The 22136-nt window shown below is 58.8% G+C and carries 12 protein-coding genes and 2 pseudogenes; 8 read left to right on the top strand and 6 right to left on the bottom strand.

The features are described from left to right. Positions 1 to 225 precede the first annotated feature (225 nt). A complete protein-coding gene (locus EGO55_RS04590; RefSeq protein ID WP_021691823.1) occupies positions 226 to 1341 on the top strand; it encodes a DUF1176 domain-containing protein in 1116 nt (371 codons plus the stop codon). A 56-nt stretch (positions 1342 to 1397) separates the two neighbouring features. Here the strand turns inward: EGO55_RS04590 and EGO55_RS04585 are convergent, their stop codons facing one another. The 3 genes from EGO55_RS04585 to EGO55_RS04575 form a co-directional block, all read right to left on the bottom strand. After that, entirely contained in the window at positions 1398 to 2522 is a 1125-nt protein-coding gene (locus EGO55_RS04585) for a DUF2827 family protein (RefSeq protein ID WP_124916715.1), read from the bottom strand. 17 nt (positions 2523 to 2539) lie between these two features. Then, complete coding sequence (locus EGO55_RS04580) at positions 2540 to 3652, bottom strand: DUF2827 family protein (RefSeq protein WP_021691821.1); 1113 nt, start codon at positions 3650 to 3652, stop codon at positions 2540 to 2542. 109 nt (positions 3653 to 3761) lie between these two features. After that, positions 3762 to 5570, bottom strand: coding sequence for a YadA family autotransporter adhesin (locus EGO55_RS04575; protein ID WP_021691820.1), 1809 nt, complete (start codon positions 5568 to 5570; stop codon positions 3762 to 3764). Between the two features lie 480 nt (positions 5571 to 6050). Here EGO55_RS04575 and EGO55_RS04570 point away from each other — a divergent pair, with 480 nt between their 5' ends. Continuing rightward, entirely contained in the window at positions 6051 to 6449 is a 399-nt protein-coding gene (locus tag EGO55_RS04570; RefSeq protein WP_124916714.1) for a hypothetical protein, read from the top strand. Positions 6450 to 6544: 95 nt separating this feature from the next. Here the strand turns inward: EGO55_RS04570 and EGO55_RS21710 are convergent. Continuing rightward, positions 6545 to 7095, bottom strand: a pseudogene (locus tag EGO55_RS21710) (IS6 family transposase). 114 nt (positions 7096 to 7209) lie between these two features. Between EGO55_RS21710 and EGO55_RS04560 the strand changes: the two are divergent. Together EGO55_RS04560 and EGO55_RS04555 are read left to right on the top strand one after the other, a co-directional pair. Further along, positions 7210 to 7995 carry a helix-turn-helix transcriptional regulator gene (locus EGO55_RS04560; RefSeq protein WP_084620434.1) on the top strand — a complete coding sequence of 262 codons (786 nt, stop codon included), beginning with the start codon at positions 7210 to 7212 and terminating at the stop codon, positions 7993 to 7995. Between the two features lie 176 nt (positions 7996 to 8171). Continuing rightward, positions 8172 to 14672 carry an autotransporter domain-containing protein gene (locus EGO55_RS04555; protein ID WP_124916713.1) on the top strand — a complete coding sequence of 2167 codons (6501 nt, stop codon included), beginning with the start codon at positions 8172 to 8174 and terminating at the stop codon, positions 14670 to 14672. A gap of 66 nt (positions 14673 to 14738) precedes the next feature. On the opposite strand, the pseudogene EGO55_RS04550 reads toward EGO55_RS04555, so the two are convergent. Together EGO55_RS04550 and EGO55_RS04545 are read right to left on the bottom strand one after the other, a co-directional pair. Continuing rightward, positions 14739 to 15442, bottom strand: a pseudogene (locus EGO55_RS04550) (IS6 family transposase). A gap of 61 nt (positions 15443 to 15503) precedes the next feature. After that, entirely contained in the window at positions 15504 to 16235 is a 732-nt protein-coding gene (locus tag EGO55_RS04545) for a TetR/AcrR family transcriptional regulator (protein WP_021691976.1), read from the bottom strand. A 386-nt stretch (positions 16236 to 16621) separates the two neighbouring features. Here EGO55_RS04545 and EGO55_RS04540 point away from each other — a divergent pair, with 386 nt between their 5' ends. From EGO55_RS04540 to EGO55_RS04525, 4 genes are all read left to right on the top strand, one after another. After that, entirely contained in the window at positions 16622 to 17461 is an 840-nt protein-coding gene (locus EGO55_RS04540) for an HpcH/HpaI aldolase/citrate lyase family protein (protein WP_040717739.1), read from the top strand. 59 nt (positions 17462 to 17520) lie between these two features. Then, a complete protein-coding gene (locus EGO55_RS04535) occupies positions 17521 to 19581 on the top strand; it encodes a 3-hydroxyacyl-CoA dehydrogenase NAD-binding domain-containing protein (protein WP_021691978.1) in 2061 nt (686 codons plus the stop codon). Positions 19582 to 19791: 210 nt separating this feature from the next. Continuing rightward, entirely contained in the window at positions 19792 to 20982 is a 1191-nt protein-coding gene (locus tag EGO55_RS04530; protein WP_021691979.1) for an acyl-CoA dehydrogenase family protein, read from the top strand. 10 nt (positions 20983 to 20992) lie between these two features. Further along, complete coding sequence (locus EGO55_RS04525; RefSeq protein WP_021691980.1) at positions 20993 to 22120, top strand: acyl-CoA dehydrogenase family protein; 1128 nt, start codon at positions 20993 to 20995, stop codon at positions 22118 to 22120. Positions 22121 to 22136 lie beyond the last annotated feature (16 nt).

Genomic DNA, 22136 nt, shown 5'->3' with positions numbered 1-22136 from the left:
GGGCTGGCCGTGTGCACCGTATCTGCAACGGCGGGTCTGCAATTCGCTCTCTACAAAATAGGCAGCGGCTGTCACGCAAAGAAGGGGCCTGCGCCATACCGGACAATCCCGTACATTCTGTCCTGTTTCGGATCGCAGACGTCCGTAACTGGCAGATATTTCGTGTGGTTGTCGGGCATCGGCAGCCTCTATCAGCAGAGCCATAGACCAGCCGGAGCTTTTCTCATGTTCTCCAAGCATTCCATTCGCTCAGACCTTCGCAACAACACGCTGCGTATTCTTTCCATTGCGCTTGCGGCATCGTTCGCCATGCCTGCCCTTGCGGCCCCCAAACCGGCCGAGGTCAAGATATTCGGCGACTGGGCAGTGGCCTGCGACAATGGGCAGACCTGCGAAATGACGGCCTTGGCGCACGGCGATGATGTCAGCGATACGGGGGTGGACGGCTTCGATTCACTCGCGGACATTTCGGTCAAGCGGCCTGGCGGGCCTGCTGGTGCGGTGGAAGTATGGATCGGCTTCAATGGCTTTATGGCCGATAACGGCGTTCCAGACAAAAGCAGCCTCTATACACTGGCCGTGGATGGGCGCCGGATTGCAAGCGGCCGCTATGGCGAGAGCGGCATAACCTACAAGGGCGCGGAAGCGATGCAGATTGCGCAGGCGTTGGGCGGCGGCCATGCGCTGACCCTGACCGATGCAACCGGCAAGGCTGTTGCGCGCAATTCTCTGGATGGTAGCTCGGCCAGCATGCGGTATATGGATGCGCAGCAGGCCCGGGCAGGCTCGGTTACGGCCCTTGTCGCCAAGGGGAGCAAGCCTGCCAGCGCAGTACCCGCGGCCGCAGCCCTTCCTGTGCTTTCTATCAAGGGCAGCGTAGGCACACCTGCCGTCCCCACCGCCGCCGAAATTGAAAAAATGCGAAAGCTCTCTGGTTGCGAAACAGACGGCGATAATCGGGCTCCGTTCACCACAGCAGCGCTCAACGGCGGCGCGACACTGGTTTTGCTGTCCTGTGGCGCCGGTGCCTACAACAGCAACGAAGTTCCCTTTGTTATCAACGGCAGTGGCGCAACGCGTCGTATCGAATATGCCCGCTTCGACGTGCAGGGCGGATGGGGTGAGGAGGACGGAAGGCCGAGCCTGGTCAACAGCTTCTGGGATGAAAAGGCCCTGACACTGAGCAGCTTTGTGAAGGGCCGCGGGCTTGGCGATTGCGGTGGTGGTGAAAGCTGGGTGTGGGACGGTGCCATGTTCCGCCTGCACAATGCGCTGGGCATGAGCACGTGCCGTGGCAGCATGAACTGGCTCACCACGTGGCGCGCCAATATCACGCGCTAAGGTTGTTCAACCAGAACTGGATCACCGCGCCCGCAGGATCCATTTGTCCATCGGGCTTACGATGCGAACATCAGTGTCTCGTGCAAGCGGATGATGTCGGGGGAGCGAGGATCGAGTTGGGCGAACAACGGGGCGTTGCGTGCTGCGTATTGATCGAGTGAACGGTCATGCTCCTTGATGGCCCGGAGCAACGCCCTGGCCCCATCCTCTGCGTCGAAGTCCTCGTAATAATATCCATAATCGGACAGGAACTGCGAATTGTGGATCAAGGGATAATTCCCGTAGAGCACTTCGTAGTACAGATAGTTCAGCCCATTCTCCCAATGGTGGGTAACGATCGCATGCACATGCCTTGCGAGAAGATCGTAAAGCATGAAGCGCTGTTCCACACTCATCACGCCTGCGCGGATGGCTGACAGGGCATCCATAAAGCTTACGAAATGGGCATTCTGCATGTACTGCAGTGCGTTCGTGATGTAGATTTTTTCAAATAGGGCTGGGCGCTTGCGGAAGGCCGCCTCGCATACCAGCGCGGGCATATGCGCGGTTTTCATCACCGTGATATTGGGATCGGTAACGCCAACTTTCCATTTTTCGCCGCGCTTTTTCTTCTTGTACCCGAAAGCGCCCCGCGTCGTACTGTCCTGCAATTCGAGAAAGCTCGCATCCCAGACTTGCGGCACTTCATGCACCTCCTGGCGATACATCGTTTTGGCCCATTTCGCATAGCTGCGGATATGCTGCGGGGTCATCCAGATCGCGTCGTAATACGAAGCGTCGAAATAGAATTCGCCGTATTTATCAGGATCGGGGTCAGCCATCCCTTCCATGGAAAGAATGGCGCTGTTTCCGCCTTTGTAGAAGATGATCTTGCAGCCTCTGTCGCGCAGGTGCCTGATCTGGTCTTCGCCCGGACGCGTGCCCACGACCACCAGATAATCCAGGTGGTCCTTGATCTGGTCGAACCGGACAATCGCATCATCAGCCAGACCCAGCACGCCGCTAGGGAAACGGTATTCGCGCGAACCGACATTCAACAGCCAGACATTGGCACAATTCTTGGAAGCGCGGAACATGCGATAAAGGAAAATATTGTTCTGGCGTAAGCCATTGGTGAACACGCCCCCATAATCGCCCTCGTTGAAATCCATCGAAATGGCGACATTATAGCGTTTCACCACGTTATTCCCCACGGCTCTTAGCCCATGACTTGCTGGACAAGCGCGGTATAGCTGTCCTGATTGGCGGGATTGTCTACGCTGACGGCCCACAAAACGTCGCGGATTGCGGCGCGTTGGGTGATCCGGTGAACCGGATGACCCTGCAAGGCTTCGTTGAGCATGCGCCCGCCATCTTGCGGATCGAACTGTTGGTAATAGTATCCGGCGCCTTCGAGATCCGGTGTGTTGTGAATCAGTGGCCAGCCCAGATAGAGCAATTCGTAGTAGAGATAGTTGAGCCTGTTTTCCCATTGATGGGTTACCACCGCATGGACATTGTTACCCATCACGTGAACCAGCGGATGCCGATCTTCCATCGAGATCTTGCCATCCCTGCCGAGGTCCGTTGCGAGGATCATCTCGGTCACATGCCGGCTTTCCTTCAGGCGTAGTGTCGAGAACAGCAGCATCTTGGAAATTCGGCTCTTATCCTGCCGATAGGCTTCCTCGGCCACGAGCAAGGGCCAATGGAACGTCTTCAGGACATTGAGATTGGGGTCGAAGCAGCCAAGAGTATACTGCCCGTTTTCTGGTTCCCGCCAGAACGCATTCTTGTGCATCGAAGCCATGGTTTGCTTGAGAAACACCGGGTCCCACAGCATACCCGCCATGTGGACATTGGGTGTTGCCGTTATTGCGCAGTACGAACGGCACATGTGCCAGTGATGTGGCAGGATCCACACCGCGTCAAATTTATGCTTTGCCAGTTGTTCACCGGCAGGTCCACCATGCGCCAGGCTTTCGAGGTTAAACGCCATGACGTTGCCCGCAACGAAGCTGACGATCTTGCCCCTGCGCTTTCGCAAGCGTTCGACGTGCGAAACGTCGAAGGAGCGGGAACCCATTTCGATGACAAGATCACAGTGCCCGATGGCTTCTTCCACCGTCCATACGGGCAATCCATACGCATCCGCGACGGCATGCGGGCGGGTATTGCAGATGAGCCCCACCTGCGCCGCGATCGGCATGCGCTGGAACAGGAACGCCAGATAGAGCACATTCTGGCTCAATCCGTTTGCCCCCAGGAGGGACTGGGTGTCCTGGCAAGCGGCAATAGTAATGCCAATTTTCAGTCCGGTTCGGGCTTTCAAAGAGTCATTCCAACTGGTTCATGTGGGAAGCCGAGTGATCGTGCCGATGTGTCGTTCACACAAAATGAGGGCCGAGACAATGTCTCGGCCCTCGCTTGCATTACAAAGATCAGAACTTCACGCTGGCACCAACACCGGCGCCGAAGGAATCCTTCGAGAAACCGACATTCGCGCCAACACCGATACCACCTTGGGTAACAGCCTGGAGCTTGACGGCACCGGCCCATTCACCTTCGAATGTACCCACGCCGCCCGACAGTCCGGATTCGCCATTCTGAAGGTTCAGCGGCGCCGCGTTCATCGCGAAGCCCATGGCAACACCCTGGAAGGCTTTGTCCTTCTTCTTCTCGAGAACATCGAGACGGCCATCCAGTTCGTTGTAAACGGTGTCGAGCTGCAGCTTGTTCACGGCATCCGTTGGGTTGATGCCCGCGGCCAGACCGGTGATGCGGTTGGTGGTGCCGTTGATCTGCACGGTGCCAACATTCACATTGCCGGTACCGACATCAACGTTTGCACCGTTAGTGGTGATACCACCATTGGCGCTGAGCAGGCCGCCGACAGTCAACGTATTGGCAACCGTTGCGGTGCTGATGTTGGCAACGTTCAAATCTGCCGTGCCGCTGACAGTCAGATTGCTGATCGTAGCCGTGCTGATCGATGCGTTCTGGACATAGGCCTGCTGGATCGTAGCCGTGCTGATTGATGCGTTCTGGACATAGGCCTGCTGGATCGTAGCCGTGCTGATTGATGCGTTCTGGACATAGGCCTGCTGGATCGTAGCCGTGCTGATTGATGCGTTCTGGACATAGGCCTGCTGGATCGTAGCCGTGCTGATCGAGGCATTCTCGACATAGGCCTGATTGATCGTAGCCGTGCTGATCGAGGCATTCTGGACATAGGCCTGATTGATCGTAGCCGTGCTGATCGATGCATTCTGGACATAGGCCTGCTGGATCGAAGCCGTGCTGATCGAGGCATTCTCGACATAGGCTTGATTGATCGTAGCTGTGCTGATCGAGGCATTCTGGACATAGGCCTGCTGGATCGAAGCCGTGCTGATCGAGGCATTCTCGACATAAGCCTGATTGATCGTAGCTGTGCTGACCGAGGCATTCTCGACATAGGCCTGCTGGATCGAAGCCGTGCTGATTGAAGCAGTGCTGATGTTTGCGGTGCTGATCGTTGCAGTACCGCTGATATTGGCGTCGTTGATATTCGCGGTGCTGATGTTTGCGGTGCTGACACTGTTGAGGTTGCCGCCCTGCAGATTGACATTGCCGCCGCCGGTGCGGATCGTGCCGCCTTGTGTATTAACATTGCCGCCGCCAGTGCGGATCGCGCCGCCGCTGGTGGAAATATCGGCCCCATTGGTGTCGATGCCACCGTCCGCGTTGAGTACGTCGGTGGTTGTCAGGCTGCTGATGGTCGCGGTGCTGATTGTTGCTGTGCCGCTGATATTGGCGTCGTTAATATTCGCGGTGCTGATGTTTGCGGTGCTGATGGTTGCGTTGCTGACATTGTTGAGGTTGCCGCCCTGCAGATTGACATTGCCGCCGCCAGTGCGGATCGCGCCGCCGCTGGTGGAAATATCCGCCCCATTGGTTTCGATGCCACCGTCCGCGTTGAGTACGTCGGTGGTTGTCAGGCTGCTGATGGTGGCGGTGCTGATCGTTGCTGTGCCGCTGATATTGGCGTCGTTAATATTCGCGGTGCTGATGTTAGCAGTGCTGATGTTTGCGTTGCTGACATTGTTGAGGTTGCCGCCCTGCAGATTGACATTGCCGCCACCAGTGCGGATCGCGCCGCCGGCGGTATCCAGAGGAGCGCCAGCCACGTTGCCGGTTCCGCCAGTCGTAGTGACCGGATCCCCACCGATGGTGACTTGCGCGAAAGCGGGAGTCGTCAATGCAAGCATTGAAATTGCCGAACTCGCCAGCAAGACTTTTTTAGTAATTTTCATAATACAAGGTCCCTGTTGATTGGGTTTCACGAAAAAATATAACATCGTCAACTAAGCTAATTTAAGTGCGACTTATTGTAATTTTTTGTAAAAATGCCCAATATTTATCTGGATAAGATAAAATTATCCGATAAAATTTTATAATTAAATACCGTCCTTTTATGTTTGGGGTGTTGCCAGAGTCAATTGCGGGCCTCGCTAAAGTTGGGGATGGATGTGGTTAAGAAGACCTTTACCAAGAGGCTCCGTCTTCCATTTGCTCTGCTTCAGGGAAGTTCAGAAATTCATCAGGGGGTGATAAGCGCTTTGTGCGGGCCTCCGTTGAGGCCTTCCCTGGTGGCTACACTGGCCTGAGCAATTTTACTCGCGTCGTCCTTCCACTGTTGATAGGCGTTCTCCTGCGCCGTAATTCCACACCGTTTCACGAGCATGACGATGAACAGACTCCCCTTGATCAAGTGCGTTGCAGCCGTCAGCCTTGCCCTTGCTATGGCCGCTTCGGCGAGCGCTGCGGGCTATATCAACAACAAGACTGGCTGGATGGCGCTCTCGCCCGAAGCCAAAGCTGCCTATGCGCAGGGGCTCAACGATAGTCTGAACTACGTTTTTATCGACGATTCCCTGACCGATGCCCTGGCGAAGAAGGGGCGGACGGAATGCCTGGTGGCGATGCAGACCAATTCGTCCCTGCTGGCTGACAGAATTACGCAGGCCTACAGCGATAATCGCCTTGCAGATTACGCGCCTACGGCGATCTATATTATCAAAATGGGCGAAATCTGCCGCAGCCACATTAACAAGGAACGTGCAGCCTTCGGCCTTGGCCCGATGTAACCAGGGCGCATCTACCGGAAGCATCGGCCCCAAGGGGGCAGTCCGTTGCGAACTGCTCTCCGTTTGGCAAAGTGCGTCCAAAGTCGAGGTAAGGATCATGCCATGAGATTTTGCCACTCTGCCATTGCGGTTGAGCGGCGAAGTTGGAATGTCTGTCTGTCGAAAAGGTGGCGGCCCATCTTGCGGCGCTCGAGATTATCCCGATCCTTCAGCGCAGCGGGATTAGGAATGCAGCCCGTCAGTGATGATCTTGTCGGCTTGCCCATGACGCTTCAGCGCCTTCTTCATGAAGCGTAAAGCGGCGGATTTGTCCCGCTTCTTCGTGTGGCTTTTGATCACTTCGCCTTCGTGATCCACGGCGCACCACTAAATGAGCCATCTCGCCGTTCAGCCGGACATGCATCTCGTCAAGGTGCCAGCGCGATGCCGAAATCCACGCATTGGTTGGCATGTCGGCTGTGAACAATCGCCCAAATCTGTTCCACCACAGCCGCGCGGTCTCAAAACAAATATCGATATCGCGCTCGCAAAGAAGGTCTTCGACATTCCGCAGCGAGAGGGGAAACCGGACGTACATCATCACCGCGAGATGGATCACTTCAGGCGATGAGTGAAAATATCTGAACGGATTTGGTATCTTGCTCATCCGTTGAGGTTAACCGCGCGGGGAGGGTGGGCCATATTTTTGAGATCACTCTACCCAGTGCTTGATACTTTTCCAATATTCGGACATCGCGCACGATCGATTGAGAGTGTTCTTATGAATAGTGTAACGATTGAAAAAATACATGCGCTATGGGATGAGTTGTCGGATTTCGAATTAAGCGGGTCAGATTCCTCGGTCATGCATCTTCTGGCGCGGCTGACTGAATGGGTAGGCGCCTGTAATGCGACATGGGCAGGAGCTCTGCGGATGCACGGCAGGCAGGCTGATGATCCCTTGCAAGGCTGGCGCGTTGTTGCTGGCGCGGCTTTGCACCCGATCTCATTGCAATCCGATGACGGCAAACATCTGGCTGGTGTTATGGAGGTTTGGGATCGACGCGAAATCGATCCTTCCTTCCTGCTGCCCTTGAAAGCAGTGGGTCATTTCCGAACCTATTCTCTGCGCCGCGATCTGCCGGCAGAGTGGTTCGAGACACCCTTTTATCAGCGCCACTATGGCTTTTGTGGCATCTATGATGTGGTGCTGGTCGGCTTCCCTTTGAATGAGGACTGTGAATCCCACATCGGTTTTTATATGCGGGAGCCGATTTCAGACGAAATGATCGCTGTAATCTCCTATGCGCTCCGTGGCATCAAATGGTTCCATCGACATTTGATGCTCGGCCACGGACTGCTTCTTGCCAAGACTCCGCTGACACCGACCGAGCACAAGGTCATGCAGTTGCTACTCACCGGGGCGCCTGAGAAGGTAATCGCGTGCCAGATGGGCCTCGCTACTTCGACCACCCATCACCATGTCGTTGCGATCTACCGCAAGTTCGGCGTTCGCAGCCGGGCCGCTCTCGTGAGCCTCTGGGTCAATGGTCAAAAGTACAAATGAAAAGTATTGCTCACACCCCGTCTATTTAGACGGGGTGACCATCCAGAGGCGCTTCAGCTAGGCCATTCATGAATCCATGATCGATGTGGTTGGTTGGGGCCTCACGCCCCGTCGGTCTCTCCGGCGTGGGTGGTTAACGCTGCCTGCTTCTCTGGCGGCCGAGGGGCAGAGTATTCATGGTATTTATCACGACGGCGACCACGGGCGTCGTTCACGGGCTTCATCACTGCAAGTCGCTGATGTTCTCAACGGCCTCGCTCGCAATCGTCGCGGCTATCGGTTTTCCGCAGTCGGCCCATGCTGAGAGCTGCATGGGACAGGTTTGCCGATATGACGAAGTGTTTGAGGCAAACCAGGCGAACACAATCAGCACCGGCAACTGGTGGATGAAAGAAAATTCCACACTCAATGTCACATCTGCGGACGCCATCACCGGCGACAGCTATTTGAGCGTGAGCGACAATGCTGTTGTTAACGTCACGGCAGCGAACGGTATATCCGGCGGCATTCAGCTTTTCGGCGGAACCCCAACTCTGAACGTAAATGTCACCGATGGAATCAGTGGCGGGCAATTGGCCTTGCGCGGCGATGCCGTGGGCAATTTTCGGGCAACGCGCGCTGGCAGTGGCCAAGACATTCAACTTACGCGTCAATCTGTGCTGAATGTCCTGGCTGAGGACGCCATAAGCGCCCACACCAAGATTCAATTCGTAGCCCAGAGTTCTGTGGGTGGTTATCTCAGGCTCAACGGATACAGCACAGTTGTCGGTGGTATTGCGTCGTACGATGGCGGCGCTGGGGTTATCGAGAACACGGGCGCCACTACCAGTATGTTGTCGGTGGACAATTCGGCGCTGACTTCCGTATTTTCAGGCATCATCCGGGACGGTGGCCCAGGGGCTCTCGGCCTGACCTTGTTGAACGGGCAATTGCGGCTCTCAGGTGCGAACAGCTATACCGGCGGAACGGTAATTAACGCGGGCACACTGTCGATATCCTCCGACGCCAATCTGGGGGCAGCCGCGGGCGGCCTAACCTTCAACGGCGGCCGGCTGGCGACCAATGCCAGCTTCAGCAGCTCGCGCGTGGTCCTGCTCAACGCCAATGGCACCTTCGACGTTGCAGCGGGAACGACGCTGGGACTCACCGGCGCGATTTCCGGCACTGGCGGCCTGGTGAAAACAGGGACCGGCACGCTGACGCTATCAGGTGTCAACAGCTATACTGGCGGCACCACGATCAATGACGGCACGCTGACGGCGGGAGCATCGGGCGCGTTCGTCAACAATACTGCCTATACGATCAATGGCGGCACGCTGGCGTTCAACAATTTCAACCTCACCATGTCCTCGCTGTCGGGCACAGGCGGCATGGTGGCGATGGGGCTGGCGAGCCTCAACCTTAATCAGGCAACCGATACCACCTATGCGGGCAGTCTCACTGGCACCGGTCTTATCATCAAGACCGGCGCGGGCGCGCTGACCCTGGCAGGCGATTCATCGAACTTTGCCGGAACCACAGTCGTCGCTGGCGGCACGGTGCGGGTGGATGGGACGCTCGGCCATAATCTCGCCGCGCGTAGCGGCGGGGCCTTGACCGGCTCGGGCACTATCACGGGCAATGCCGATCTGACCAATGGCGGCGTGTTTAACGGGATCAGCGGGCAGACCCTCCACGTCGGTGGCAGTCTCCTGATGGATAGCAGCAGCGTTATAAACGCGTCGCTGGGCAGCCCGTCAAGCACGGCGCTGATGTCTGTCGACGGCAATCTGACGCTGAACGGCACACTGAACGTTGCCGATGTCGGCGGCTTCGGTGTGGGGGTCTATCGCCTGATCGACTACAGCGGGTCGCTGACTGGCTCTGGCCTGACCATCGGGACTACGCCCGGTGGAGTCGCTGCTTCCAACCTCGCCGTGCAGACCTCGGTCGCGCATGAAGTGAACCTCGTGTCCGCGGTCCCGACGGCGCTAAGCTTCTGGGACGGCGGCAATGCCGCGCTGTATGGCAATGGCGCGGTCGATGGAGGCGCGGGCACCTGGCGCGCCGATGGCAGCAGTTGGACGACGGTCGATGGCGATATCAACGGCGCGTTTTCGCCTAATCCGACTTTCGCCATCTTCCAGGCGAACAGCGGCATTGTGACGGTGGACGCTTCGGCTGGTGCGATCGGCGTCACCGGCATGCAGTTTGCTGCCGACGGTTACCGCATCGAGGGCGGCTCCATCGCCTTACAGGGCGCAGGCGGAACAACAACGATCCGCGTCGGCGACGGCTCGGCCGCAGGCGCGGACATGACCGCTACCGTTGCCTCGGCGCTCACCGGCGCTTCGGCCCTGGTGAAGAACGATCTCGGCACGCTGATCCTGACCGGCGCCAACACTTACACCGGCGGCACGACGGTCGATAGCGGGACGCTTCGCACCGGCGCATCGGGCGCGTTCGTCGCCAACACCGCCTACGCCGTCAACGGCGGCACGCTGGACCTCGGCGGCTTCGCCCTCACCATGTCATCATTGTCGGGCGCAGGCGGGACGGTGGCGCTGGGGAGCGCAGATCTGACAGTCGATCAGGCGTCCGACACCCGCTTTGCCGGTACGCTCACCGGGGCTGGTCGGTTCATCAAATCCGGCACGGGCACACTCACGCTCACCGGCGCGAGCACGCTCGGCACGAGTGCTCCCTCCATAACAGGCGGCGGTCTCATCCTCGATGGCGGCAGTCTGAACCTGAGCAGCGGCGATATTCCGATCCTGACCGTTTCCGCCGCCAGCGGCACGGCTGATTTGACGCTTCTCAATGGCGGCACGGTGGTCGTCAACGGCGTTAACGGCGTCAAGGTGGGCACGAGCGGCGGCAGCGGCAACCTCAACATCACCGGCAGCGGCTCGCACCTCTATGCCAACACGACCTGGATCGGTACTGCCGGCACGGGCACGATGAACATCACCGATCGGGGCGCGGTGAGCAGCCAGATCGTCGCCATCGGTGCAATCAACGGCAACGCTACAGCTATCCTGAGCGGCACAGGTTCGACTTTGACTGCGGCCTCCGGGGCGGATCATGGCGGCAGCTTCGGCCTGGCCGTCGGCGTCTCGGGTGCGACCGGTAGGTTGACCATTGCTGATGGCGCGGTGGCGACTGCTGGCAATACCTATCTGGCCATCCAGGGCGGCACCGCCACCCTGAACTTGAACGGCACGAATGGCAGCCGCGGCGTGCTGCTGACCGATACGATCGAAGCCGGTTACAATGGCACTTTCACGCCCGGATCGACGGCGACAATCGCGTTCGATGGCGGCATCCTGCGCGCAAATGCCAACACCGTCGGCACAACCGCAGGGGATTTCCTCAAGAGTTTCACGAGCGGAAAGGGAACGATCGTCATCAATAGCGGGGGCGCGTTCCTCGATAGCAACGGCTATGCTGTATTCACCGCGGCCATCTTTGGCGGCACAGGCGGTTTCTTCAAGGAGGGTGCAGGCGCGCTGACGCTCTCTGGCGCAAGCACCTATACGGGCGGCACCACGATTTCAGCGGGTACGCTGGCGCTTGGTGGCGCCGGTTCCATTGCTGCAAGCTCCGGCCTGTCGATGGCGGCAGGTAGCTTCTTCGATATTTCCGGCGTTACATCAGGGGCGACCATTCTCGGACTGAGCGGCAACGGGACCGTCTCGCTCGGCACGAAGGCGCTGAGCGTCAATCAGGCAACCGATACCACCTATGCCGGCGTATTGACCGGCGCAGGTGCTTTCACGAAGTCCGGCACAGGAGCGCTCACGCTGACTGGCGACTCTTCCGCCTTTGCCGGAACCAGCACCGTTTCGGCAGGCAGGCTCGCGGTCAACGGCACGCTTGGTGGCGATGTTCTCGCGCGTAGCGGCGGCATCGTGACTGGCTCGGGCACTATCACGGGCAATGCCGATCTGACCAATGGCGGCGTGTTTAACGGGATCAGCGGGCAGACCCTCCACGTCGGTGGCAGTCTCCTGATGGATAGCAGCAGCGTTGTAAACGCGTCGCTGGGCAGCCCGTCAAGCACGGCGCTGATGTCTGTCGACGGCAATCTGACGCTGAACGGCACACTGAACGTTGCCGATGTCGGCGGCTTCGGTGTGGGGGTCTATCGCCTGATCGACTACAGCGGGTCGCTGACTGGCTCTGGCCTGACCATCGGGACTACGCCCGGTGGAGTCGCTGCTTCCAACCTCGCCGTGCAGACCTCGGTCGCGCATGAAGTGAACCTCGTGTCCGCGGTCCCGACGGCGCTAAGCTTCTGGGACGGCGGCAATGCCGCGCTGTATGGCAATGGCGCGGTCGATGGAGGCGCGGGCACCTGGCGCGCCGATGGCAGCAGTTGGACGACGGTCGATGGCGATATCAACGGCGCGTTTTCGCCTAATCCGACTTTCGCCATCTTCCAGGCGAACAGCGGCATTGTGACGGTGGACGCTTCGGCTGGTGCGATCGGCGTCACCGGCATGCAGTTTGCTGCCGACGGTTACCGCATCGAGGGCGGCTCCATCGCCTTACAGGGCGCAGGCGGAACAACAACGATCCGCGTCGGCGACGGCTCGGCCGCAGGCGCGGACATGACCGCTACCGTTGCCTCGGCGCTCACCGGCGCTTCGGCCCTGGTGAAGAACGATCTCGGCACGCTGATCCTGACCGGCGCCAACACTTACACCGGCGGCACGACGGTTGATAGCGGGACGCTCATCGGCAATGCGGCCTCGATCCAGGGCGACATCGCCAACGCTGGCACGGTCGAATTCGACCAGGCGAGCGATGCGCGCTTCGCCGGTTCGATCACCGGCCTGCGCGGCACGAATGGTGCGCTGGTGAAGAGCGGCGCGGGTAATCTGGCGCTGACCGGAAGCTCGACGCTCGACTGGACGCTCAAGGCCGGCGGTCTCACAGCCGATGCGGGTCTCTTCACCGGCAACGCCGCGATTGGGGGCGGTGCAAACCTGACCTTCAATCAGAGCGCAAACGCCAGCTATGCCGGTGTCCTCACCGGCACGGGCGAGTTCACCAAGTCGGGCGCAGGCTCGCTCGTGCTGACTGGGGACTCCTCCGCTTTCGCGGGCGAGACCACGGTTGCGGGTGGAAGGCTCGCCGTCAATGGCGCGCTCGGCGGCGCGGTCACCGTCCTCGATGGAGGCTTGCTCGGCGGCTCCGGCATCATCAGCAATCTGTCGGTGATCGGCACGGTCGCGCCCGGTAATTCGATTGGTACGCTTCATGTCGGCAATATCACCTTCGCGAGCGGCTCGTCCTACGAGGTCGAGATCAATGCCGCTGGCCAGTCCGACAAGATTGTCGCGTCAGGCAAGGTCACCATCAATGGCGGCACGGTCAAGGTGCTGGCCGGCACGGGCAATTACGCCCCGGCGACCACTTACAACATCCTGACCGCCAATCCCGCCGCCGGCGGCGTCGACGGCACCTTTTCCGGTGTGACCTCGAACCTCGCCTTTCTCGATCCATCGCTCAGCTATGACGCCGGAAACGTCTATCTGACGATGACCCGCAACGACGTCAGCTTCAGGGATATCGGCGTGACACCGAACCAGAAGGCGATGGGCAGCGGTATCGAAGCGCTCGCCCACGGCAACCCGATTTGGGATGCGGTTGTGCAGTACGACGCCGATACGGCCCGCAACGCCTTCAACCAACTCTCCGGCGAGATCCATCCCTCGGCCAGGACCGCATTGATCGAGGACAGCCGCTTCGTCCGCAACGCCATCGGCGATCGCATTCGCGCTGCCGTCGATAGCGTTGCCGCAACCGACGGCATGGTCACGACCTATGACGACCATGGCCCACTGGCCAGCGCCGCCTCGACCGATCGTTTCGCGGTCTGGGGTCAGGCATTCGGATCGTGGGGCCATATCGACGGCGATGGAAACGCCGCGCGCCTCAACCGCTCGACGGGCGGCTTCTTCCTCGGCGCGGATGCACCCGCGTTCGATACATGGCGCTTCGGCGCGGTCGTGGGCTATAGCAGCACCGGCTTCAAGGCGCGCGCGCGCTATTCCTCCGGCTCGAGCGACAACTACCATGTCGGCGTCTATGGCGGCACGACCTGGGGTGGCCTCGCGTTCCGCACCGGCGCTACCTACACATGGCATGATATCACCACGAGCCGCACGGTTGCGATCCCCGGCGTCACAGACAGTCCCAGAAGTGACTACAACGCTGGCACAGCGCAGGTCTTCGGTGAACTCGGCTACCGCATGCAGGCCCGGAACGTTGCGTTCGAGCCTTTCGGCAACCTCGCCTACGTAAACATTCACACGGATAGCTTCGCCGAAAAAGGCAGTGTCGCCACGCTGTCGACAGCCAGCGGTTCGACCAATACAGCCTTCACCGCGCTTGGCCTCCGGGCTGCGACGACCTTCGATCTCGGCGCGTCCAAAATCAGGGCAAAGGGTATGCTCGGCTGGCGTCACGCCTTCGGCGATATCTCACCGCAGAGCGCGATGCGCTTCGTCAGCGGCGGCGACGCCTTCTCGATTGGCAGTGTGCCGATCGCTCGCGATGCGGGTTTGGTCGAAGCGGGTCTGGAGTACGCCTTCACCCCCAATGCTACGCTCGACGTCGTCTACCAAGGCCAATCCGGCCACGGTCTCGCCGACCAGTCTATTCGGGTCAATCTCAACGTGACGTTCTAAGGGAGGTGTCAGTCCGTTGCGAACTGCTCCCCGTTTCGCAAAGTGGGCCCAAAGTCGAGGTAAGGATCATCCCATGAGATTTTGCCACTGTGCCATGGCGGCGGAACGGCGAAGTTGGAATGTCTGTCGGCAAGGTGGTGTTCCGCGTTGAAGTGGTTGTGCAGGAAAGCGTGAACCGCGGTGAATTCTTGTAGCGATTTCATCTTCCGAAATCGTTGCATGGCGCGCTCTCGTCGGCGGAAGGGTAGATGTGAATTTTCTGCCCGATTGTTGAGATAGTGGCCCATCTCGCGCCGCTCGAGATTGCCCAGTCCTTTCATCGCAGCGGGATAAGAACGCAGCCCATCAGTGACGATCTTGTCAGCTTGACCGTGGCGCTTCAGTGTTTTCTTCATAAAGCACAAAACCGCAGATTTATCGCGTTTCCTGGTCACGTCGCTTTCGAGCACTGCGCCCTCGTGATCAACGGCGCGCCACAAATAACCCATCTCGCCGCTCAATCGGACGTACATCTCGTCAAGGTGCCAGCGCCAGCGCCGAAAACCACGCATTCGTTGCACACGCTGGCGGCGAATGTCGGCAGCGAACAACGGCTCGAAACGATTCCACCACAGTCGCACGGTCTCATGGCAAAGATCGATCCCTCTCTCGAACAGCCGGTCTTCGACATTCCGCAGCGACAGGGGAAACCTGACGTACATCATCACCACAAGGCGGATCACCTCAGGCGATGAGTGAAAATATTTGAACGGATTTGGCGTCTTGCTCATCCGCTCAGGTTAACGGCGCGGGGTGGGGCCATCCTTTTGACACCACCTCTCGGGGGGCAATCTAATCGACTGCCTTTGCGAGACCGGGCAGAAAGTCGTCCATAGATCCCCCATTTTTGTGCTGCTTGCGAAGCAAGGCTTCGATCTCGTCTCGTGCGCCGCCGCGTGTGGCGCCCAGAAGTAAGGTTAGGTATCCCTGTACCAGCTGCGGAACGAACAGATCGTCCGCAATCAGTCCGCGTGACCAGTCGTAGATTGTCGTATATTCGTATCGCACCACGTCATAGGCGAGCGTCTCGGGGTTGATCCAAAGTTGTAACTGGCGACGTTGTCGCAGCGCATTGATATATTCCAGATTGGCATCGACAGCGACGGAATTCATGGCGGTCCAGACATCGGGAATTACCTCCGCGCTGAAGTAGATTTCCATGATTGCATGAATATACCGCGGGATTTTGCGATTGCGGCGACCGACCGTGATGATGCGTTCCACGCTGCGTTGGAGCGTGCCGCGCGGCGCGGAATAGGTTACGCGCCCCAGATATTCGAGGAAATACTCCTGAATTGCTGCTGCGATCACATGCTCGCGTGTTTGAAAGGCATTATACAACGTGCGCTTGGCTACACCTGCCCGCTTGCACAGGATGTTCATGCTGAAGTTGGTAATGCCACCTTCTTCGATCAGCTTGCGCGTCTCTTCGAGAATGCGTCGACGGCGTTCCAGAATTGCGGGGCTGGCATAGGTCAGTGGCGCGCCGATCAGGCCGTTGAAGCTGGTTGATGAACTGCTCATTCCCAGCGTTATCATCTCAAGCAGGGTGTGGCGTCAACTGATGCGTGGTCAAGCCACGATCGGAGTTGGGATGGCCGGAAGCGATAGCATAAGTGGCCAGCAATTGTTTCGAGCGGATCGTGGCAAAAGGTGCGGTGCATCCCTGCAATAACGGGCGCGCCCTTAACTTTCAGCCCACAGGGCTTTGCCACCGAGCATTAGAATCTTTTTGTGCAATAGGTCAATATGACATGGCATGAAATTAAACTAATATATTAAAATAAATAACCTTTTTGCAGAAAAGTTCCATGTTGACAAATCCCAATAAGCGCATAAATATGCACTATAGGTTATATTTGTTTCGGGGTTATCACTGTATCGCTAGATGTGAGCGCCCGAGGTGATGCATGCGATCGTTGTTATTTGTTCCTGGAGATCAACCCGAGCGGTTCGCCAAGGCGGCGGCTTCAGGTGCTGATGCGCTGATTTTGGATCTGGAAGATTCAGTTCGGGCAGCGCGCAAACCGGTTGCGCGAAAAGCCATCGCAGAGCATTTGTCGAACCCGACTTGGGATGCGGTAACTTTCGTGCGGGTTAACCCCCTTGGTGGGCCCTGTCTGGCTGACGATTTGAAGGCACTTGTCGGTCTGCGCCCTGCCGGGTTGATGCTGCCCAAAGCGGAAGGCGCCGCGAGCGTGAAGGTGCTCGTGTCATCGCTTGCCTCCCATGGTCTTGCCGGTGTTCCAATTCTGCCGATTGCGGCAGAAACTCCTGCCGCAATCTTCTCTTTGGGAAGCTATCGCGAAGTGGCGGAACATCTCGTGGGCCTGACTTGGGGCGCGGAAGATTTGCGGGCGGAGATTGGTACGATCCATTCCAGAGGCGATGACGGGCTGTTTACCGCACCCTATCAGGTGGCCCGGGCTCTCACGTTGTTTGGCGCGCATACGGCTGATTGCCCGGCGATCGAAACGGTGTTCCCGGCCTTCCATGACGATGCCGGGTTGAACCGCTTTGCGGCGTTGGCGGCGCGGGACGGGTTCACCGGTATGATGGCGATCCATCCACGACAAATCGCAGCGATCAATCGCGCATTTACGCCTTCAGACGAACGGATCGATTGGGCTCGGCGGGTGGTGGCAGCCTTCGCAGCCAACCCCGGGGCCGGTGCCCTGCAGATTGAGGGTGAAATGATCGATGCACCGCACCGCCAGCAGGCCGAGCGTATATTGCGGATGGTTTCATGATTTCTCGGCGCCGCGTCACCATTCGGTGATGCAAATTGTACAGGGATTGAGGAGTATAAATGCGGATCAATGACTGTACCACGCTTGAGCGGGATGGTGGGATTGCCATTATTACCGTTGACTCTCCGCCGGTGAATTCGCTTTCCGTAGCGGTGCGCAAAGGCGTTGCCGAGGCGATGATGCAGGCCGCGGGGGATTCGGCTGTGGCAGCCGTCGTGTTGATATGCGGCGGTCGCACTTTCTTTGCTGGCGCCGATATAACGGAATTCGGCAAGCCGGTGATCGAACCAGACCTTCGCGCATTGCAGCAGATCGTCGAAGATATGCCCAAGCCTGTGATCGCGGCGATCCACGGCGCTGCGCTGGGGGGCGGGCTGGAATTGGCGCTGGTCGCTCACGGTCGTATCGCTGTGCCTTCGGCTCAGTGTGGTCTGCCCGAAGTAAGGCTTGGGCTAATGCCCGGTGCCGGCGGCACCCAACGGCTGCCGCGTGTTGTGGGGGCCGCGCGCGCGTTGGAAATGATGACAAGCGGCGATCCGATTTCTGCGGCCGAAGCGGCTCGGTTAGGTCTGTTGGATCGGATTGCGGACGAAGGCGCGTTACGCGACGAGGCAGTTGCTTTCGCCCGCGCGGTGGCTGCCGATGGTGCCCCGCTCGCTAGGATTCGCGATCGTCCGCTTGTCGTTGAACAGGGCCTGTTCGATGCGTTCCGCGAGGCGAATGGGCGCAAGTTTCGTGGGTTGATGGCACCGGAAAGTATCATTCGCTCGGTGGAACAGGGCATCGCGCTACCTTTCCCACAGGCATTGGAGAATGAGCGGGCACTGTTCTGTGCGTTGCTCGAGGGGGCACAGTCGGCCGCGCTGCGTCACGTGTTCTTTGCGCAACGGCAGGCGGCCAAAGTCGATGCGATATCCGCCGATACGCCAATACGACCGATTATCAGGGTCGGCGTCGTTGGCGCCGGGACGATGGGTGGCGGTATCGCAATGAACTTCGCCAATGTGGGCCTGCCGGTGACGATTGTTGAGACTCGGCAGGAGGCGCTCGATCGTGGGCTGCGTATAATTCGTCGCAATTATGAAAACAGTGCGAAGAAGGGCAAGCTTACCGCCGAACAGGTTGCGCAACGTATGGCTTGTCTGACCGGATCGCTGGCGCTTGAGGACCTGGCCGATTGCGATCTAGTGATTGAGGCGGTGTTCGAGCAGTTGGATGTAAAGCAGGAACTGTTCCGACGTCTCGACCTTATTGCCAAACCTTCAGCTATCGTCGCTACCAATACGTCCTACCTCGACATCGATCGCATCGCTGAAGTGACCGGGCGGCCGGAAAATGTGCTCGGCCTGCACTTTTTCTCGCCAGCCAACGTGATGCGCCTGCTCGAGATTGTGAAGGCCGCGAAGACCGACCTTTCCGTGTTGGCGACGGCAGTGGCGTTGGCAAAAAAGATCGGAAAGATCGGTGTCGTTGTCGGCAATTGTTACGGCTTTGTCGGCAACCGGATGTTGGCGGCACGGCATGCGCAGGCTGAGGCGGTGGTGACCGAGGGGGCGCTGCCATGGGATGTCGATCGCGTGATCCGCGATTTCGGCTTCGCAATGGGGCCGTTCGAGATGCGTGATCTGGTAGGGCTTGATGTCGGATGGAACCGGGCGACATCAAGCGGCGCGACCGTACGTGAAATGCTTAATGAGATGGGACGCCACGGGCAGAAGACCGGTGGTGGCTATTATGACTATGACGAGAAGCGGCAGCCAACGCCGTCGCCGATCGCTGAACAGGCGGTGCTCGATTTTTCGGAGCGGCACGGGGGCCAGCGGCGCATCGTCTCCGATGAGGAGATCCGTGATCGTGTCCTGCTGGCCATGGTCAATGAGGGCGCGAAGATTCTCGATGAGGGGATAGCGCAACGATCCTCCGATATCGATCTGGTCTGGATCAATGGCTACGGTTGGCCAGCATATCGCGGCGGGCCTATGTATTGGGCCGACACGGTTGGTCTGCCGGTGATCCGCGACAAGCTCAAGGCGCTTCATGCGACACATGGAGAGGTATTCCGCCTCTCACCACTGATCGAGAGGCTGGTGGCTCAGGGCAAGGACTTCGCAAGCCTGTGATCCGTCATGTCCTGGCATATTTTCATAATATCACGTTGAAATACAAAAATAATATAGATGATCGGGGGCTTTGGGCCATCGAAAGCGGTGGAAAAGCATGTTTGCGCTGTTTGACGGTTGACATCCACCGCTGGTCGCTTAAATTATATCCTATGGTGCAGTTTTTAGAGAGGGGCTGATGCTTTGGTGAGTGTGGAGGGGCAAAATACGATGCAGTCGAACGCTCTCTCTACCTTCCGTTCTGAGGCGCGTACTTGGCTGGAGGCCAATTTTACGCCCTCGCTGGCGTTCAAGAATCCTGTCCCCTACCAGAATGACGCCGCTTTCGCGGAAGCCGATGCAGACTGGCGGCTCTGGCGTGATCGGATGGCTAAGCAGCGGTGGGGTGCACCGGGCTGGCCTGCCATTTACGGGGGCGCCGCGCTCGAAGGGGGCGATGTTCGCATTCTGGACGAGGAGATGGCCCGGATCGGCGCGTTCAATCCGATGAAGATGACTGGCTATACAATGCTGGGCCCGACCTTGATGGAATATGGTACAGACGCGCAGAAAGCCCGGCATTTGCCAGGCATTGCGACAGGGCAGGTGCGCTGGTGTCAGGGATTTTCCGAGCCGGGCGCCGGATCAGATCTCGCTTCATTGCAGACCCGTTGCAGAGATGCGGGTGATCACTGGGTTGTCGATGGCCAGAAGGTTTGGACATCGGGTGCGAACCATGCGGACTGGTGTTTTGCGCTGGTCCGTACCGATGCCGCGGCAAAGCAGAGGGGCATCAGCTTTCTGCTGTTCGATATGCGATCGCCCGGCGTGGAGACGCGACCGATTACGTTGATCAGCGGATCGACCCATTTTTGCGAGATGTTCCTCAACGCCGTGAAGGTCCCCAAGGATAACATCGTTGGGAGGGTAAACGAAGGCTGGGGAATAGCGAAGCGGCTGCTCCAGTTTGAGCGTGACAGTCTTTCACAGGGGCGCGGCGAAGGGGCCAGCCTCTTGCCCTTGGCGCAGGCCAGGATTGGGGTGGATGAAGCCGGGCGTATAGCGGAGCCTGACGTGCGTGCCCGACTGATCCGGCACAACATGCGCGCGCAAGCCTATAACCTGACAATAGCGCGGATCGGTATGGAGGCAAAGAGCGGGATATCGACGGATTCGATGATCCCGGTGCTCAAAAATCTCGGTTCCGACATTGCTCAGGAACGCGCTGATCTGATGCGTGAGCTGTTGGGCGAGCAGGGTGTCGGCTGGTCTTCGCCCGGATATTCGGAGGAGGAGATCGCAGCGACGCGTCATTGGCTGCATAGCCGCGCCTTCTCGATCTATGGTGGCAGCTACGAAATCCAAAACAATATCGCGGCGAAGCGCACGCTCGCATTGCCCGAACCGCAGCAGCCCCGATGAGAGAACCTGTATGGCTTTGCTGAACGAGGAACAGCTGCTGCTGCGCAATATGGCATCAGACTGGGTGCGTGATCGCGCACCGGTGACGGCGCTTCGACACGTGCTCCAAGAGCGGCCTCCGATCGGTTATGACGCGGACTTGTTTGTCGAAATGGCCGGGCTGGGCTGGGCAGGGATTATCGTACCCGAGGAACATGGAGGATCTGATTTCGGCCTGATGGGCCTCGGGCTGGTGCTGGAAGAGCTTGGCCGTACACTGGTCGCCTCGCCTCTTCTGTCGAGCGGACTAGTCGGAGCAAGCGCGTTACGGCTTGGCGGAAACACCGCGCAGCAGGCCGAGTGGTTGCCTCAGATCGCCACCGGTTCGGCGGTGGTGGTGCTTGCTCTGGAGGAGGAGGGCCGGCATAATCCGGCACGTACTGCGCTTGGCGCGGTTCGCGACGGCAATCGCTGGCGACTGGATGGCATCAAAGCGCCTGTGCCAGATGGTATGGCGGCTGCGGCCTTTGTGACCGTTGCGCGAACCGGCACGGGCGCTGATGATCTAACTCTGTTCCTGATCCCGGCGGATGCCGCGGGCCTATCGCGCGAAAGATTGGATCGGATCGACGGACGGGGTGCGGCGCGCCTGCGCCTCGAGAGTGTGATGCTGGAAGAGCGCGCGGTGCTTGGCGAAGCGAATGCCGGCGCCGCATTGCTTGACCGGATTCTTGATCGCGGTCGGGCCGGGCTTGCGGCCGAAATGCTCGGTAGTGCGACGCAGGCATTTGAGACAACGATAGATTATCTCAAGACACGTGTGCAATTTGGCCAGTTGATCGGATCGTTTCAGGCGCTGCAACATCGCGCGGTCGCGATGTTCGCCGAACTGACGCTGACGCGGTCGGCTGTGGAAGCAGCACTGACCGCGCTGGATGCCGACTATGCTGATGCACCGATGCTCGTCTCGCTTGCGAAGGCGCTCGCTGGAGAGGCCGCATTGTCCGTCGCGCGCGAAATGGTGCAACTTCATGGCGGCATCGGCATGACGGAAGAACACGACGCTGGTCTTTACCTGAAACGGGCGGCCGTTGCGGATACCACTTGGGGCAACAGCGCATTTCATCGTGAACGCTACGGCCATCTGGCGGGGTATTGAGGATCGGTGGTGGCAG

Origin of the sequence: Caenibius tardaugens NBRC 16725 (assembly GCF_003860345.1) — a bacterium.
In the GTDB taxonomy this organism is placed as follows: Bacteria; Pseudomonadota; Alphaproteobacteria; order Sphingomonadales; family Sphingomonadaceae; genus Caenibius; species Caenibius tardaugens.
Note: the sequence above shows the minus strand (reverse complement) of the source record. Positions and strands in the feature narration are given on the sequence as shown.

Excerpts from the sequence above, each read along its gene's own strand:
- EGO55_RS04570 (WP_124916714.1), top strand. The coding sequence starts at position 6,051 with ATGAACAGACTCCCCTTGATCAAGTGCGTTGCAGCCGTCAGCCTTGCC.
- EGO55_RS04555 (WP_124916713.1), top strand. The coding sequence starts at position 8,172 with ATGGTATTTATCACGACGGCGACCACGGGCGTCGTTCACGGGCTTCAT.
- EGO55_RS04545 (WP_021691976.1), bottom strand. The coding sequence starts at position 16,235 with ATGAGCAGTTCATCAACCAGCTTCAACGGCCTGATCGGCGCGCCACTG.
- EGO55_RS04525 (WP_021691980.1), top strand. The coding sequence starts at position 20,993 with ATGGCTTTGCTGAACGAGGAACAGCTGCTGCTGCGCAATATGGCATCA.
- EGO55_RS04540 (WP_040717739.1), top strand. The coding sequence starts at position 16,622 with ATGCGATCGTTGTTATTTGTTCCTGGAGATCAACCCGAGCGGTTCGCC.
- EGO55_RS04535 (WP_021691978.1), top strand. The coding sequence starts at position 17,521 with ATGCGGATCAATGACTGTACCACGCTTGAGCGGGATGGTGGGATTGCC.
- EGO55_RS04590 (WP_021691823.1), top strand. The coding sequence starts at position 226 with ATGTTCTCCAAGCATTCCATTCGCTCAGACCTTCGCAACAACACGCTG.
- EGO55_RS04530 (WP_021691979.1), top strand. The coding sequence starts at position 19,792 with ATGCAGTCGAACGCTCTCTCTACCTTCCGTTCTGAGGCGCGTACTTGG.
- EGO55_RS04575 (WP_021691820.1), bottom strand. The coding sequence starts at position 5,570 with ATGCTTGCATTGACGACTCCCGCTTTCGCGCAAGTCACCATCGGTGGG.
- EGO55_RS04560 (WP_084620434.1), top strand. The coding sequence starts at position 7,210 with ATGAATAGTGTAACGATTGAAAAAATACATGCGCTATGGGATGAGTTG.